The sequence below is a fragment of the Natronorubrum aibiense genome (assembly GCF_009392895.1).
In the GTDB taxonomy this organism is placed as follows: domain Archaea; phylum Halobacteriota; class Halobacteria; order Halobacteriales; family Natrialbaceae; genus Natronorubrum; species Natronorubrum aibiense.
In genome coordinates this window covers 1,424,691-1,440,343 of record NZ_CP045488.1, presented here as the reverse complement: position 1 = coordinate 1,440,343, position 15,653 = coordinate 1,424,691, and the positions used below count along the sequence as shown (strand labels likewise).

Genomic DNA, 15,653 nt, shown 5'->3' with positions numbered 1-15,653 from the left:
ATGGGCCAGCCAAATGTTTTACTTGTCGTTCTAGACAGTGTTAGGGCAAAAAACACGAGTCTACATAACTACCCAATTAAGACGACACCCAATATTGACGCATTTGCAGAGAAGGCAACTTACTATGAGCAGGCCCGCGCACCAGGGATCCACAGTATTGCGAGTCATGCCAGCATCTTTTCTGGCTACGAAGTAGAAGAGCACAAACTGTTTGAACATGAAGCAAAGCTAGATGATGATGCAAGTATCTGGCCAGAACTAGTTGAAGATTACAACTATTCAACGGGACTATTCACACCAAATGTTGTTGTTTCGGAAGCGTCAAATCTAGCAGATCACTTTCAGTATACAGCTGGTCCAAAAAGATTGACACATCCGGAAACAGGATTGACATTGAGGGATTTTGAAGGAGAGGTCTCCACAAAGGAATTTATTAAAGAGGCAATCAGGCATGAAAAACCCATACGATCTTTAACCAACGGTCTAAGTTACAAATTAAGAAATTACAATTCACAGTCACACAATCCAGAAGCTGAACAGGCGGAAGTGTATTTGTCAGAATTCTTCAATTGGAACGACCGACAAGACGGCCCGTGGGCGGCGTGCATCAATCTAATGGATGCCCACTATCCATACGTTGCACAACCGGAATTTAGACTATATGATGACAAGAAACTACGAAGTCTTTTAGATTACTTTGAGGGGGCAATGTCCCAACAAGTCTTATCGGATGGTAGCTGGTGGGCGCTTGCCACACTTGAATATCTCTACGATGAGTGTATCAGGCAGGTTGACGCTGCGGTCAAGTCACTGATCAATGAGCTAAAACGGCGGAATCAGTACGACAACACGCTTATTGTAGTGACAAGTGACCACGGAGAAGCATTTGGTGAGTACAGCCAAGTGTCTCCATCGGTACGCCTCTGTGACCACAGTTGGGGAATTCACGAGGTACAAACACACGTGCCGCTTGTGGTGAAGCATCCCAATCAAACCGAAGGTAAACAGATACAGAAACCCGCATCACTTGTGGAGTTTCCAAACGTGATCCGTCAAACTCTTACTAACAAGGAAACACCGTCATTTGTTCCAGAATCTGAAAGTGTGCTTTCATCCACCTATCGTGTTCCCGAATCTGACGGATTACTACCAAGCAACGTCGAAAAATCCAACTATATTGGCCCCTGGAGAGCGGTCTATAAAGAATGTGAGTCAGGTATCGTAAAACAAGCAACACACGGGGATGACGGTGCGACAATCCACATTAACACTGCTCAGGAATCGTGCGTCGAATCCCGAACATATCCCACAGAAGTGGATGAGATTTTCTCCACTCTTACTGATGCAAGGGTGAATATAGGGAGCAAACAAACAGATTCTGATGTAGAGGAGCACTTGGAAGCATTAGGATACATGAGATGAGCTCGGGGTGGAATCTGTGAGTTCCGATAAGTCGTCCCTCAGAGTAGTTACAAATGGAGCAGTAATCTTTTTCCTCGGAAAAGGAGTATCAAACGCAACACAATTTCTCCTACAGTTGTTACTTACACGGACAGTCGGTGCAGCATCATTTGGAGTGTATTCGTATGCTATGACAATCTTGTCAGTCGTGGGTGTATTTGCCCGTCTTGGCGTTACGGAATCTATTATGCGGTTTGTTCCCGAATTCGAAGATGACAAAAAGGCTCAAGGAAGATATGTGACAATCGCGTTTTGCACATCAATTGTCGGGAGTCTCCTGGCATCTCTGATCCTGTTTCATCAAGCGGATAACATTAGCGCGTATACTTTGGACAACCCAGTGTTTGCAGATGTTCTACGAATATTTGCTATTCTACTCCCATTTCAGGTACTCACGCAGGCAATATATAACACATTTCGAGCTTTTGAAGACGCAAAGTACCAGATATTTATCCGTGATGTTCTCGTACCGATCCTGAACATATTGTCGATCGGCATAGCACTATTTTTGGGCGCAACAATTATTGGAGCGAGTGCAGCGGTTGCGTTTGCAGGCCTGCTCGCAGCCGTGATTTCCCTTGTTCTATTGGCTCAAAAGATCAATATTGATATCAATGTCAATACTGATCGTAACGAGATATACACTTATTACAATTTTTCAGTTCCATTAACACTCACCGCTGCTGGATCGCTCTTATACACAAATGTTGATCGACTAATGGTTGGGTACTTTTTAGGGGACGTCGAGGTCGGAATCTACGCTATTTCGATTGGACTGGCAACTGCAACAGGACTCGCACTCACAGGCATTAATCAACTATTCCCGCCTATCGCATCAAAGCTACATACACAAGGTGAGCGCAAGGAGTTGAATAATGTCTTTCAAACAGTCACCAGGTGGAGTTTTACAATATGTTTGCTTCCGGCGGTATTATTGTATGTATATCGATTCGAGGTTTTGGCCTTATTTGGACCAGAATTCACTGCAGGATCACTAGTGCTTTCATTATTCGTAGTAGCACAGGTCACTCGTAGTGCAGTTGGTCCAAGCGGATACATGCTCATGATGAGTGGACATCAATATGTGGTACTATTCAATCGTTGGTTCCTCGGTGTCTCAAATGTGGTCGCAAACTACATTTTGATTATTAGATATGGATTCATCGGTGCTGCGATTGCATCAGCCTTAACACTAGCTGTTGTCAACCTATTTCGCTTAATAGAAATTTGGTTACTCGAAGGATATAACCCCTATACACCTAAGGTTATAAAACCGATTGCTGCTGGTCTTGTCGCTTATTCATTATCCATGTTAGTCCGGACAGGATTATCTAGTAATGGCCTATCAGGAATAGTACTGATCATATTTGGTTGTGTGATCGGGGCTATCGTATATACAGCTATTATCTTTTCACTAGGGATAGACAACAAAGACCGCAAAATCTATAATGAATTGAAGGGTTGAAATTGCATTTAGGAGAATCAGGGATCCACGTAGATGATATTTTGTTGACCACACAGCGTTGCTTCAATAATGTGAACCCGTTCAACCACTCTCGCATCGGCTCTATTGTAACTGGATTGTAAGCAACGATCTCAGCATCCTGCTCTTCGAGGAGTTCAATTATCAGAATCGCTCGTAAGTTCCGAATGTCGTCCGTACGCGGCTTGAATGAGAGTCCAAGAACTGCGATTCGGGCTCCCTTGAGGTCACCATGGGCTTCGAGCATGCGTCCGGGTTTGGCGGTCGTTGACTTCGACAGTTGCCTCGAGGACGGCTAGGTCGTAGTTCTTCTCGCGTGCAGCCGCAGTGATCGCGTTGATGTCCTTCGGTAAACAGGATCCACCCCGGCCGACACCACTGCGAGGAACTACGCCGAGATGCGGTCATCAAGGCCGATCGCCGTCACTTCGTGCCCGAAGTCCACAAAACAGGCTGCAATCGTCGTCCCCACGTAGCCGCTGCCGATAACCGAGATGTGCATTGTCTGATGTCACTCGTTTGGAACTGATTATCTTGTGATGGAAGTGGTAACTATCCCAGAGCACGTGGTTACCAAAAAGAATTTGCGATTATCATTCTAGTGGTATGCCAATGAAAGCAGTTGTACTCGCTGCAGGAGAAGGAACACGTCTTCGACCCCTGACGGAAGACAAGCCTAAGGGAATGGTCGAAGTCGATGGGAAACCTATTCTAACCCACTGTCTCGACCAGCTTGTCGATCTCGGTGCAGATGAGTTTGTCCTCGTCGTGGGCTATCTGAAAGAAGTAATTATCGACCACTACGGCGATGAGTACGAGGGCGTCCCGATCACGTACTGCCACCAGCGCGAACAGAAGGGACTCGCCCACGCGCTGTTGACCGTCGAGGAACACATCGATGACGACTTCATGTTGATTCTCGGCGACAACATCTTCCAGGCGAACCTCGAGGACGTCGTCCGCCGTCAGGCAGAAGAGCGTGCGGATGCCGCATTCCTCGTCGAAGAGGTGCCATGGGACGAGGCGTCGCGGTACGGGGTCTGTGATACGAACAAGTACGGCGAGATCACGGATGTCGTTGAGAAACCCGAGGAGCCGCCGTCGAATCTCGTCATGACCGGTTTCTACACGTTTACGCCAGCAATCTTCAACGCTTGCCATCTCGTTCAGCCCTCCAATCGCGGCGAGTACGAAATCAGTGAAGCGATCGACCTGTTGATACAGAGTGGGCGGACGATCGACGCAATCGGCCTCGACGGCTGGCGGATCGACGTCGGCTACCCTGAGGACCGCGACGAAGCCGAACGCCGGCTACAGGCCAGCGATGGAAAGTTGCCGAAGCAGTGAGTGACTGATCTCTAGGTTGTGAAGTACCCCACGCACGGTGGCGCGGGGCTTCGCCGTTTGGCCTCTCCCAACGGGAGCGTGACGGCGGCAGGCGAATTTAATTCCCTCCGCACTTACCATGGGGCTCGTGTGGGAGCAGTAACACCCGAACACACCGTGTCTCCTACCGCACTAGCGGTCGTCTAGTGCTGCCGTAGGTGACGTATCCGTGGAGGTCGGCGGCTTCACCACCACCCGACACAGCCCGGCGCAACCCTGACGGGTATTTTGCGAGGCGGTTACGTGACTCCCGTCTGTCGGTTATTACTCCACAGTGACTTCAACGTACGGATTGTTCAGCGGAGTGTACGCGCTTCACCCCCGCCCACGGTGGGACGGGGAACTCGCGCTGCCTTTCGTTTAGAAATCACGAACCAGCGGGTCGTTCCATTTTGTATTCTTGCGATACTATAGATGAGGTCACGAACCGAGACGAGGGAAAAGGAGCCGTTTCGATACCTAATTCACTCCGTCGTTCCGGTCGGCGTGCGATACCGCGGCTGGAGCCCAAGCTATCGCGCGGCGTCAGCCGAGATCGGCACCATTCGATTGCCGGAAGTGATTGATTCCTTCGCGACGTCTTCGATCAGTGCCGCCAGCTCGTCGCGATAGGATTTGTCGCGCACCTCCTGAATCTGAACGGTCTCTTTCGTTCGCTGGTGGGTCGCCCAATTTGCGAGATACGCCAGGACGAACAGTTCACGAACTTCGAACGGGGCCTCATCGAGGTACCACAGCAACGTCAGATCCTCGAGTTGCGCCTTCGGCCCGACTGGCGCACTGAGGACAGCAAGTTCAGCCCAAGACGGAAGCGGCGGTCGTCGGCCGTACCTCCGTCGCCCTCGAGTCATCATCCTCGTGGTAGACGTACTCCACGCCGAACCCCTCGAGTGCGTCGATCACGTGCGAGCGGTGATCGCGATGGTTCAACGCGAAGGAGGGAGTGAACGTCTTGGTGGCGATCGAGCCACCCGAAAACACGTTCGCGATGAGCGTGTTCAGTGACTGAAACACCGAGTCCAGTGGTGTCGCATCTAGCCAGCTGTACTCGCGGGCGATCTCGATACCGCGGGCGGCATCCGGCTTCCCGCCCTTGACTCATTCACGCACGCGCCCACGCGGGAGATCCCATTTGAGATCGCGTACGAGCCCTTGTCTGGATGTTGGCTCGCATAGCGTAGCACCCCTGGCAGTCGAGGACGGCCGCCCACGGTTCGCTGTATGCCCCGCTATCGTAGGTGCGCGCGAGGTCGCGCTCGTCGAGTATTGTTTCTCCCAATTCACAGTGGGTGTCAGATTTGATAACGCAAATAGTTGTTGAGATATTGTAAGGAACGGAAAATCGCAAGACAGCGCTGCTTCAAGACGGTGCTGTAGCCGCTCTACCCTCGCCTAATTATCATATGTGAAAACGTCCCGGAAACTCGTTTTCACCAATATGTTGGACTATGGGATAATTATATGTATACGGTCTTCACTGGGTGGAAATAGCCCCGAAACACCGAGAAGGCAACGCCGAGGTGCGATATCCAATCCCCCTCGAGCGTCACCGAGTGCTACTGTGGCACTCGAAATAAGCCTTCTCACCGTTTGCGGGTGCGTGAAAATACAAATTCAAACTATGGACCTTACAAAATATCGAAGTAAGCTGATCGGCAGCGACGACGAGCGGGCTGTATCGCCCGTTATTGGTGTCATTCTCATGGTTGCAATAACAGTTATTCTTGCAGCTGTGATTGCGGCGTTCGTGCTGGATCTAGGTGACAGTATGGGAGATACTACTCCTACGTTGAGCGGGGAGACGACTACGAATTCAGATTGGGATGCGACAGATACTAGTGAGGAATCCTTATTTCACGTTTCTCACCAAACAGGAGATAGTTTCTCTGCTGAAGACATGCGAGTTGTCTTGCGGGGAGAAGATGGAGAACAATTAGCATCGTTCGACACTGATAGCGATTGGGCAGACGTCAGTGATAACAGCCATCTATCCAGTAGTGATACTGTTTGGGTGGAAGTTGACGGACAGTCGGCAAATGACATAAACAGTGAAGAGTTTGGAGGCGGCACGACTGTTACAGTCGGAGTTGGAGCTAGTAACGCTGACAGTAGTGACGTTGTTCAGGGAGATGGCTCGGGCAATCTCGACGGCGTCGAGCATGGGGAAATGACGGTCCAAATCATCCATACCCCGACCGACACAACCGTTGTAGACCATACTAACGAGATACCTGATAATAGCTAACAGAAATATTTCGGCAAATTTTATTTATTGTTTCAGTGCAGGACTAGTTTGCATTGGATGTGGCGAATAAGTTATTTTGTGAGTGGAAAATGACCACTTTATGCGTCCAGAAGAGAGTCTTGTCACTTACACCTTAATTTCCTCAATTAACATAAGTGTCTATTTCCCTTCACCAACGTGACGGATGTGTATATGATGTTCAGCGTCAAAATTACCATCTCTGGTGAGAAATCCCTCAACACGGAGATCGTCTTTCGGCAGCGTTACGCCGGTAGAATTCTGATCCAATTTTCGAAGCTTGTTTAGTGTCATACAAAGTGGACAACCCGCCTCGATCTAAACATTGGTGAAACTATTTTTCCTGACTTTTTCGTCGCGGCGGGGAAACCGGCTGGTCGTATGGCATTAAGCCACCCACAGAAGTACGTCCCTGACTCGGTTCGTCAAGAAAACGGTATCAACCTCACAGATAGTGTGCTGGCACCGCTGTTCGTGCTGGCGTCGTTCTCGATCGGCGCGGTCGGTCACGGATGCGATTTACGCGGCCCAAGGTACGGAGGTCACGTATGCGTTCATCATCTCGATCTCGATTCTCGTGATCAGCTGGCTCATGAACGAAAGCAGAGACCGGAGCAACCCGTATTTTCGACTGTCAGCTTCAAGAGATAGACGACCACGGAGCGATCAAGCACGCCGAAGTCTTCGGGATAGTAAGTTCAGTACGACAGACAATTGTATGATTGCAATTTCATTTAATGGTCGATATAGTTTACTGGATATAACTGTGTACAGTCAGGTATGGATGATCTGCTCGTAAGCGATCTTCAAAACAAATCCGTCGTAGGCATCGACGGCACCGAGGTCGGGATTGTACACAACATCACGATGCACGTCAAATCGGGCACGCTCAACCATCTCGTCGTTGACCCCCAAGGGCACTTCTCGAGTCAGTCAACAGGCTTCGAAACGACCGACGACAACCGACTTCTTGTTCCCATCAACTGCATCCAAGTGATCAAGGAGCATATCATTGTCAGTGACTGAACTTCCCCCACCCGACTGCTTGCCTGAACGAGGTATTCTTTCGAGCACTATCATCTCTGGACGAGTATCTCACTTGATCGGACAGCATCCAATGCAGTCATCGTGACTAGTTTCTACGACGAAAAACTGATTCCCGTGGACAGCCGTCGTCTTCGGACAGCCACTCGAGGGCGTCTACTGTGTTGACTGCCGAGACTGCTCGAGGAGGGATACCCACGACTACCGAACCCACTAGCTAACCGCGTTCGTCGCATTGAGGGGTGTCGTCCTGAGATGGGGGTGCTCTCTCGAGGGATATTTTGGTCGGTGTCTACGGCTATCCGCGGACGCCAGCTGTCTCCGGAGGCTCTGCTGTTTGACTCACCGTCTCACCAGGGATCTCGGCGTCCTCGGGGAGGATCAGTCTGCGTTCGGTGTACTCGAGGCCGTTCTTTCGTTCGGTTTGTTTGCGGATCGCGACGCGGTTCTTCGACAGCTCGAGCATGGCATCGATCGTCCGCGAGATGAGTTTCTTCGCGTAGGTGTCGCTCGTACCGGGTTCCTGTCGGCGGATCCAGTGTTTCAGATCACTCGCTTTGACGTACGCTGCGACATCCTTGCAGCCACGCTCCCACGGGCTGTCACCGACGCTCGAGTCAGTACGCGCTTTCCATAGTTTGGCGGCGAGTCGCGTTGGCAGCGAGTTCGATGTCGAGCGAAGCATCTCTTCGTCCATGCGGGCCAGTTGCTGAATCGGGAGCAAGTCACCATGGGCGAGTGTGATGGATCCGCCACGTTCGAGGGGATCCGCTGATTCTGGAACTCGGTAGTAGGTTCGGCCGTCATCTTTCGTGAGCTGCTCGAGCCGATCGCCGTCGACATCGATCTCACAATGGTCGACCGTCTCTGCAAGGAGGTGGGCCCCTTTCTCGAGTTCGCGGGCTTGGAGTTCTTCGATCCGCTGTTTGTTCACGCCCGATCGCTTGCGGGCGGCATCCGTGAGCGCGTCAATGCGGGTAGTTTCGTGCTCGCAATCCTCGAGTCGGTCGCGAAGTTGTTTGTTCTCGGTCTCGAGTTCCTCGACTCGGTCTTCAGTTCGTTCGAGGTCGTGTTCCAGGTCGTCGACACGCTCGGTGAGTCGTTCGTTTTGTTCTCGGAGTTGATCGATTGCGTGGATGAGTATCTTGACGTCTCCGTGGTCACTCATCGACCTCACCTCCAGTTAGTTGGGAGTGGTGTCGGTCGGTTTCTGGGTTGTCGTTCGTTGTGACCGTGAGTTCCGTGAGATACTCGATGCCGACTTCGCGCCACTGTGAGTCGCAGTGTTCGAGTTCGATGCGAGCCCACGGGTACTCCTTGTTGGGTTGAGGTTCAAAGACGAGTTTTCGTGGTGGGCCGTGTCTGGGTGTCCACTGGAGGGAGACTTCGTCCGTCATCGCTCCACCTGCTCGAGAAGGTCACAGTAGGCACGCTCGAGGTCACCGGGTGTGATGGGCTGCTCGAGTTCGACGGTGATCGTGATGCGGTCGTGGTCGGTCATCGGAGATCCACCTCCGAGAGTGTCTCACCGAGAATTGTCAGGAGGTCGAGCGGGCGGTCCATCCAGCCTCGGACTGAATCGACGTACGCGATCCAGTGGGTAATGTCGCGATCGTCGTACTGCTCGAGGTGTTCTTTGTGTTTGATGGGGCCACGGATGCGAAACCAGTACAGTCCCGCGTCGCTGGGTAGGAATCGCTCAGCGCGGCTCTCTGTTACGTAGACGGTGTTCGTGGCCTTATCGACGTGATGGTAGTAGCCTTCGCCGTCTCGTCCCAGGTAGCCGTAGTAGCTTCCTGATCGCTCGAGAACGATGTTTGCTTGCTGTGCATCCGAAATCGTTTCCTGTGTAGTAGTCGTAGCTGACATTGCCTTCTCATCAAGGCACAGGTCCGGTGCTGGAACACCGGGCCACAGAGTTTTCTGCGGCCATTCTGTGCCTCTAGTTCTTATAGCGCTTGCCAGCCTATTATAGCTTACTAAGTCTTACTTAGTATAACAAAGTATAAGGAATACAGATACGAAGTAAGAAACACTAATGACGCAACCTGTTGAAGCGGAATTATGGTAAAATACCAATTTCAGATCGACGATGAGAAGTGGAACAAGTGGAAGGAAACGGTTCCCCGGACTAAAAGCCTCGAACAGCGGCTCATAGAGTTAATCGAGGCTGATACGGACGGACGAGTCATCGAAAATGACAGCACACAATCAGAGTAACACAACTACCGATTGTAAGACGTGCCCGCACTGTGGAAATGAGTTCAGTGGCGAAAAAGGACTCCGAATACACATGGCGGCCACACACGACGAAGAAACAATAGAAACGGTTCGGTGTAACTGGTGTGGTTCACCGATAGAAGTACGTGAGTGGAAGACGGACCAAAATCACTACTGCACCCGGTCATGTGGTGTGGCCTGGACCACATACTTAAAAATCGGCGACCGGCATCCGAACTACATAGATGGGGCGTCACGCGGACGGGAGTTTCATTGGGTTGCTATGGCTGTTCGTTCTCGAGACGGGGAATGTGTCCGTTGTGGACGGGAAAGAAGTTCAAAAGATGGACGCGCATTACACGTCCATCATATCGTTCCTGAAAAAGAGGCAGAGGATCCTCACGATCCACAGAATCTCTTATCCGTCTGTGGAGGTTGCCATCGAACGTTGGAGAAGCTGGCACCGAAAGAGCAATTGAGAGAGTGTGATATCGACTCGCTTGAACAGTTGCGATTGCGTGGAGAGGCTGCTGAGTGGGTCTCAAAATACCGAGAGCAAATTGAGGTATTCGCGTCCGCACCAGATCCGTGGCCAGGAATGTTTGCCGAGGCACAAAAGCATCTTAGCAAGCGTTCAGAGTAGTGAAACATCAATTAAGAATTATGCTATTGCAGTACTATCTATAACGCTCGGAATTACATCCCGTTGATTGACGATCCATCGACCATCCACGACCACTGGCGACGCCAGCGCATCGAGTTCCTCATCAAGATTGCGAGCTCGTATCCGTCCATGACGACCACGGCCCCGTCAGCACCATCAAGGTCATCAGTCATCGTACTCACCTCGCTCGTGGTCGTCGTGTTTGCAGTCGGTGTCGGTGTCGCTCTTGGACTGGTCCGCATTATCCTCACCGGCGCGTTTCCGTTCGCGCTCGAGTGACTCCGGATCTGGACCGGAGTACGTCGTCACGATCGAGCCACAATAGTCTGCAATCGGGATCTCGGCATCTGGATCGTCTGATGGTCGGTACGGGATCGCCGCCTCGGGGCCGATCAAAAGCAATCCAACCTGGCTCGTCTCCGCCCTGATCTCCCGGAGTCGGCGAACGACTTCCCGACGTGTGTCCGGGTCAGGATCAATACTCCGAGCGTTGTGGACGTCCGCGAGGAGCACTCGGGTGAGGTGGTCGATGGCCTCGAGATGTGTTTTGAGTGGGAGGGTGCCGCCATCGGTGCGGGTCCGAGTGTCCCGTGTCGATGCATCCTGTCGGTCGGGGCTTTCATTACCCCGCGAATTATCGTTTGACATGGCTTCCGTAGGCAGGTTACGGGAGCTTCTCGCGGACTGGTGGGGCTAACACCGGTCCGCTACTTATGAACTCGTGAGCGTCGTGTCCATACTACTGCTTCCGTATAGTTCACTAACAAGTTCAATATACTTATAGACTAGCGGATTTGTGCTATTATTAGACTCGAAATGGGCTATGATATCGGAAAACCAAACCAAGTTAATGCTCATCAGTGGGACACCACCGTCGAATGCGTCCCCGACCAGAGTGGATGTCACTAAAAGACGGTCTCATCCTCGAGTTCCTCGAGGAACACGACCTCGAACTCCCAGCAAAGCCACTCTATCGGAATCTGAACCGACACGGCCACGAGATCGGATACTCGACAGTTCGGCAACGGCTTCGTGAACTCGAGAAATACGGCTTAATTGAGAAGGTCGATGATGCGGGGTACTATCAGGTGAGTTCAAAGGGGCAAGCGTATCTCGAAGGAAAACTCGAGTTGAGTGACTTAGAGCAAGGCAGTTGACGGTTCGCTCTATCGTACTGCTTCTCTTGAGAATAGCCGGAAAGCCTTTTCCAAGGTGGTTTGACGGAGATAATACAAGTTATGGGGGCCTTCGCTATCTGAGAAGACTTATGGGTTATCTGGAACATGACAGAAATAATGGGGTCCGGTTCGAGTTGCAAGTCGCCACTAATCGAGAATCCGTTTACAGAGGATTCCATAGAAGCACGCCTATATGAGACAATAGCCCGGATGCAGTCACCGAGCACGGTATCTGAGATCGCAGTTCGCACCGACTGCGAGCCCCAGACCGTCCGTGAATACCTCAAGTCGTTCGTCAGTCTTGGCGTCGTCATCGAACACCGTGACACTCCACCCACCTACGAACGCAATGACGCATACTTTGACTGGGATACCGTCAAAACGCTCGCTCGCGAGCACTCACTTGCCGAACTTGAGGAGCACATCCAGACGCTGTTCGAGCAAATCCAGCTGTACCAAGAGAGATACGATGCAGAATCACCAGATGACGTCACCGACGCAACGGCGGACTCTGTTAAAGAAGACATGACTGAGTGGATGGTTGTCCGTGCGGAACTCCGGCGTTACGAACAGGCTCGACAAATTCGGCTGAGCAAGTCCGATGACTGCGCTTGAACTCTCTGATCCAAGCCGTACGGGCTGTGCTCACGACACAGTTCAATTGAACCACTCGCAGTTCCAGCCGGACACCTAATCGGTGTCAATGATGATCTGGTCGTTCACCGTTTTAACCCGACTAACGGGAATATGAAGTCGATTGTCGTCAGTTTCGTCAGTAACCATTGACGAGGACTCTTTGTGCGGCTCGACAATGAGATTACAAAGCATGCCGGATTCGTGATCCATCGTGACGTTGTACAGCGTCCCAAAGGTCGTGCCGTCGGTCCCAACAATGGACTTCCCTTGGAGATCTCGAGCCATGACTTCACTCATACGATGACAATGGCAGTTCTAGACAGTAAACAACACGGGGTATAGCACGTAGTGAGACTTCGACGAGTAGGGTCATCTCAGACCGATCAACCGACTCAATTTGACTGTGACGATCCAGCAAGCGTTGCTGGTCACTTTGCGCCTTATTTAGCTGTGTGCGTCTCCTGTTCGAAGCCAGCACGGAGTAACTTGAAGCCGGGAAAGCCATCATACCACCAGAGCATGAACGCTAACGCTGCGAAACCGAGCTCCGAAAGGATGTAGAACGCACCTAGCGGTGGATGGTATGAGTCAAGGATTGGTGGGATCGGAAACGAAAACAGCGGCCACAAGAGAAACTGCTCGCTCGAGTAGGGATCCCAGAGCAGTGTCATGATATCGAGCGGACTGTGTGGGAGTACGCCAATTGCAAACGCAACTGCGTACTCGCTACGCCCATACCGACGGGTGAATACGTAGAGCCCGATTGAAAGTGGGACGAGAAAGAGCAGTGAATGGCCGAGTGTTCGTCCCGATGGGAGAAGGCCCAGACCCCACGCCAGCGGTTTGTCGAGTAAATCTGGGAACAGACTCGCGAAAAGGACAATGAGCACGGGGACGTGTGTTGGTGGGCTCTTGAAGCGGACTCGAGTCAAGAGACTATAGCAGAGATAGGCAACCGCGAGGTGGCCAAGGGGCAACACAGGTTATACAAGCAGCTGAACCCGCTAAAGTGACGCTATCGAGATCGATCGTCCAAACAAGTATGGCGAACACAGTGCCTCATAGTGGCCTATTCACACATTTTGTGTATGACAACTTCTCTTCGAATCGTCGGTCTCGGCGTGGCCGGCATCATTGCACTGTGGGTCCTCCTCGAGTCATCATGTTTTTCTTCGGTTACCAAGTTAGTCCTTGATAGACGATACCATCGCGGCGTTCGACACATCGTCGGCCATCAATAACGACCGGGGTTGCCATCTCGTCGAACTCGCTATCGAGGTCGCTAAATTCATCCCAATCGGTAACGACGAGTGTGCCGTCTGCATCCTGGAGTGCATCCACAGCCGTCTTCGCGTAGTCAACATTCGGGAACTTTTCGGCCATTTCGTCGGCAGCGACCGGATCGTAGGCAACCACGTCGGCTCCGTGACTGCGAAGCGATTCGATCACGGGGATCGCCCGCGAGTTCCGGATATCGTCCGTGTTCGGTTTGAACGACAAACCAAGGACTGCAATGCGGGCCCCCTCGAGTTCGACATAGTCTGCGAGCAACTCGAGCATGCGTTCGGGCTGGCGGTCGTTGACTTCGACGGTCGCCTCGAGGACGGCTGGATCGTAGTCTTCCTCGCGTGCGGCTGCGATGATTGCATTGACATCCTTTGGGAAACAGGAGCCACCCCAGCCGACACCACTGCGGAGGAATTGCTCTGAGATGCGGTCATCGAGGCCGATCGCCTCCATCACTTCGTAGGCGTCGAGGTCGAACTCCTTGCAGATGTTTCCGAGATCGTTGACCAGACTGATTTTCGACGCGAGGAAGGCATTGTTCGCGTACTTGATCATCGCAGCCGTCTGCGGGTCCGTTTCGACGATGTGAGCATCGTGGTCCTCGAGCAGTGGTTCAAACACCGCATGCAATCGATCCATCCCCCACTCGGAACTCGCCCCGAAAACGAGCTTATCCGGGTGCAGGAAATCCGCAACAGCGCTTCCCTCGCGGAGGAACTCGGGATTCATCCCGATCTCGATGTTCTCATTTCCATCTGCACCTCGGTGGACTGCTGGCTTGAGCACGGTCTCGATGCTCGGTGGCGTCACCGTACTCTTGATGACGACCAGATGGCGCTCGTCTTTGTCTACGACGGCTTCACCGGTTGCCTCGACCGCTGCTTCCAGCGCCCCGAGATCGATGCTACCGTCGTCGTTCGACGGTGTCCCGATCGCCAAGAAGGTGACGTCCGATTCGGGGACGGCGTCGTAGGAGGTAGTGGCCTCGAGTCGATTTCCGGTGTGAGTCTCGAGGAGATTCTCGAGTCCGGATTCAGAGATCGGTGACTGTCCGTCGTTGAGCGTGTCGACGATTTCCTCGTCGATATCGATCGCCGTCACGTCGTGCCCGAGGTCCGCAAAACAGGCTGCAATCGTCGTCCCCACGTAGCCGCTGCCGATGACCGTGATGTGCATTATCTGATGTCGCTCAGTGAGAACGGATTATCCTTGTGATCGAAGTGACAACCATCCCGAGGCACAAGGTTACCAAAAAGAATTTACGATCATACTGATAGTACCGTTCTAATGAAAGCAGTCGTTCTTGCTGCAGGAGAGGGGACGCGTCTGCGGCCGCTGACGGAAGATAAACCCAAGGGAATGGTCGAAGTCGACGGGAAACCGATTCTGACACACTGTCTCGACCAGCTCGTCGATCTCGGCGCGGAGGAGTTCGTTCTCGTCGTGGGCTATCTCAAAGAGAAAGTTATCGATCACTACGGTGATGAGTACCGCGGTGTTCCGATCACATACACCCATCAGCGCGAACAGAAGGGGCTCGCCCATGCACTGTTAACCGTCGAAGAACACATCGACGACGACTTCATGCTGATTCTCGGCGACAACATCTTCCAGGCGAACCTCGAGGACGTCGTCCGTCGACAAGAAGAAGAACGTGCGGACGCTGCTTTCCTCGTCGAAGAGGTGCCGTGGGACGAAGCCTCCCGATATGGGGTCTGTGACACTAACAAGTATGGTGAGATCACGGATGTCGTCGAGAAACCCGAGGAGCCGCCGTCGAACCTAGTGATGACCGGCTTCTATACGTTCTCGCCGGCGATCTTCAACGCCTGCCATCTCGTTCAACCCTCCAATCGCGGCGAGTATGAGATCAGTGAGGCGATCGACCTGCTGATTCAAAGCGGACGGACAATCGACGCGATCGGTCTTGATGGCTGGCGGATCGATGTCGGATATCCAGAGGATCGGGATGAAGCCGAACAGCGGCTACAGGACGTCGATGGAGACGTTACCGAAGCAGTTAGTGACTGA

At 52.2% G+C, this 15,653-nt stretch carries 17 protein-coding genes and 4 pseudogenes; 10 read left to right on the top strand and 11 right to left on the bottom strand.

The features are described from left to right. Together GCU68_RS07090 and GCU68_RS07085 are read left to right on the top strand one after the other, a co-directional pair. Positions 1-1,422, top strand: a complete 1,422-nt coding sequence (locus tag GCU68_RS07090; protein ID WP_152940203.1) for a sulfatase-like hydrolase/transferase — start codon at positions 1-3, stop codon at positions 1,420-1,422. A 16-nt stretch (positions 1,423-1,438) separates the two neighbouring features. Further along, positions 1,439-2,926 (top strand): flippase, encoded by a 1,488-nt coding sequence (locus GCU68_RS07085; RefSeq protein ID WP_161991499.1) that lies wholly within the window; start codon positions 1,439-1,441, stop codon positions 2,924-2,926. 88 nt (positions 2,927-3,014) lie between these two features. On the opposite strand, the pseudogene GCU68_RS07080 reads toward GCU68_RS07085, so the two are convergent. Further along, a pseudogene (locus GCU68_RS07080) lies at positions 3,015-3,368 on the bottom strand (UDP binding domain-containing protein); the annotation flags it as partial. A gap of 21 nt (positions 3,369-3,389) precedes the next feature. Continuing rightward, a pseudogene (locus GCU68_RS21935) lies at positions 3,390-3,446 on the bottom strand (hypothetical protein); the annotation flags it as partial. A gap of 110 nt (positions 3,447-3,556) precedes the next feature. Here GCU68_RS21935 and aglF (GCU68_RS07075) point away from each other — a divergent pair. Then, entirely contained in the window at positions 3,557-4,291 is a 735-nt protein-coding gene (gene aglF, locus GCU68_RS07075) for a UTP--glucose-1-phosphate uridylyltransferase AglF (RefSeq protein WP_152940199.1), read from the top strand. 551 nt (positions 4,292-4,842) lie between these two features. On the opposite strand, the pseudogene GCU68_RS07070 reads toward aglF (GCU68_RS07075), so the two are convergent. Beyond that, positions 4,843-5,609: pseudogene (locus GCU68_RS07070) on the bottom strand (hypothetical protein). A gap of 282 nt (positions 5,610-5,891) precedes the next feature. Here GCU68_RS07070 and GCU68_RS07065 point away from each other — a divergent pair. The 3 genes and pseudogenes from GCU68_RS07065 to GCU68_RS07055 all read left to right on the top strand — a co-directional run bounded on the left by GCU68_RS07065 (position 5,892) and on the right by GCU68_RS07055 (position 7,619). Continuing rightward, positions 5,892-6,575 (top strand): type IV pilin, encoded by a 684-nt coding sequence (locus tag GCU68_RS07065; protein ID WP_227014960.1) that lies wholly within the window; start codon positions 5,892-5,894, stop codon positions 6,573-6,575. A gap of 399 nt (positions 6,576-6,974) precedes the next feature. Next, a pseudogene (locus tag GCU68_RS22040) lies at positions 6,975-7,197 on the top strand (hypothetical protein); the annotation flags it as partial. A gap of 176 nt (positions 7,198-7,373) precedes the next feature. Next, positions 7,374-7,619: a PRC-barrel domain-containing protein gene (locus GCU68_RS07055; RefSeq protein WP_152940197.1), complete on the top strand. Its 246-nt coding sequence runs from the start codon at positions 7,374-7,376 to the stop codon at positions 7,617-7,619. Positions 7,620-7,935: 316 nt separating this feature from the next. Here the strand turns inward: GCU68_RS07055 and GCU68_RS07050 are convergent, their stop codons facing one another. The 3 genes from GCU68_RS07050 to GCU68_RS07040 all read right to left on the bottom strand — a co-directional run bounded on the left by GCU68_RS07050 (position 7,936) and on the right by GCU68_RS07040 (position 9,506). Then, positions 7,936-8,805 carry a hypothetical protein gene (locus GCU68_RS07050; protein WP_152940195.1) on the bottom strand — a complete coding sequence of 290 codons (870 nt, stop codon included), beginning with the start codon at positions 8,803-8,805 and terminating at the stop codon, positions 7,936-7,938. After that, a complete protein-coding gene (locus GCU68_RS07045) occupies positions 8,798-9,034 on the bottom strand; it encodes a hypothetical protein (RefSeq protein WP_152940193.1) in 237 nt (78 codons plus the stop codon). The genes GCU68_RS07050 and GCU68_RS07045 overlap by 8 nt, the downstream gene beginning before the upstream one ends. A gap of 100 nt (positions 9,035-9,134) precedes the next feature. Next, positions 9,135-9,506 (bottom strand): hypothetical protein, encoded by a 372-nt coding sequence (locus tag GCU68_RS07040; protein ID WP_152940191.1) that lies wholly within the window; start codon positions 9,504-9,506, stop codon positions 9,135-9,137. A gap of 328 nt (positions 9,507-9,834) precedes the next feature. Here GCU68_RS07040 and GCU68_RS22105 point away from each other — a divergent pair, with 328 nt between their 5' ends. Continuing rightward, positions 9,835-10,500, top strand: coding sequence for an HNH endonuclease (locus GCU68_RS22105; protein ID WP_152940189.1), 666 nt, complete (start codon positions 9,835-9,837; stop codon positions 10,498-10,500). A 53-nt stretch (positions 10,501-10,553) separates the two neighbouring features. On the opposite strand, the gene GCU68_RS21265 is transcribed toward GCU68_RS22105, so the two are convergent. Further along, positions 10,554-10,694, bottom strand: a complete 141-nt coding sequence (locus GCU68_RS21265) for a hypothetical protein (RefSeq protein WP_168927055.1) — start codon at positions 10,692-10,694, stop codon at positions 10,554-10,556. Continuing rightward, a complete protein-coding gene (locus GCU68_RS07030) occupies positions 10,687-11,169 on the bottom strand; it encodes a hypothetical protein (RefSeq protein ID WP_152940187.1) in 483 nt (160 codons plus the stop codon). The genes GCU68_RS21265 and GCU68_RS07030 overlap by 8 nt, the downstream gene beginning before the upstream one ends. Positions 11,170-11,420: 251 nt before the next feature. On the opposite strand from GCU68_RS07030, the gene GCU68_RS07025 reads away from it, so the two are divergent. Further along, positions 11,421-11,678 carry a winged-helix domain-containing protein gene (locus GCU68_RS07025; protein ID WP_152943635.1) on the top strand — a complete coding sequence of 86 codons (258 nt, stop codon included), beginning with the start codon at positions 11,421-11,423 and terminating at the stop codon, positions 11,676-11,678. Between the two features lie 138 nt (positions 11,679-11,816). Continuing rightward, entirely contained in the window at positions 11,817-12,314 is a 498-nt protein-coding gene (locus GCU68_RS07020) for a DUF7342 family protein (RefSeq protein ID WP_152940185.1), read from the top strand. Between the two features lie 75 nt (positions 12,315-12,389). Here GCU68_RS07020 and GCU68_RS07015 read toward each other — a convergent pair whose 3' ends face one another. From GCU68_RS07015 to aglM, 3 genes are all read right to left on the bottom strand, one after another. Beyond that, entirely contained in the window at positions 12,390-12,632 is a 243-nt protein-coding gene (locus GCU68_RS07015; protein ID WP_152940183.1) for a PRC-barrel domain-containing protein, read from the bottom strand. Positions 12,633-12,775: 143 nt separating this feature from the next. Then, positions 12,776-13,315, bottom strand: a complete 540-nt coding sequence (locus GCU68_RS07010) for a metal-dependent hydrolase (protein ID WP_152940181.1) — start codon at positions 13,313-13,315, stop codon at positions 12,776-12,778. A gap of 196 nt (positions 13,316-13,511) precedes the next feature. Further along, positions 13,512-14,798, bottom strand: coding sequence for a UDP-glucose 6-dehydrogenase AglM (gene aglM, locus GCU68_RS07005; RefSeq protein ID WP_152940179.1), 1,287 nt, complete (start codon positions 14,796-14,798; stop codon positions 13,512-13,514). Between the two features lie 111 nt (positions 14,799-14,909). Between aglM and aglF (GCU68_RS07000) the strand changes: the two genes are divergently transcribed. Then, a complete protein-coding gene (gene aglF / locus GCU68_RS07000) occupies positions 14,910-15,653 on the top strand; it encodes a UTP--glucose-1-phosphate uridylyltransferase AglF (RefSeq protein ID WP_152940177.1) in 744 nt (247 codons plus the stop codon).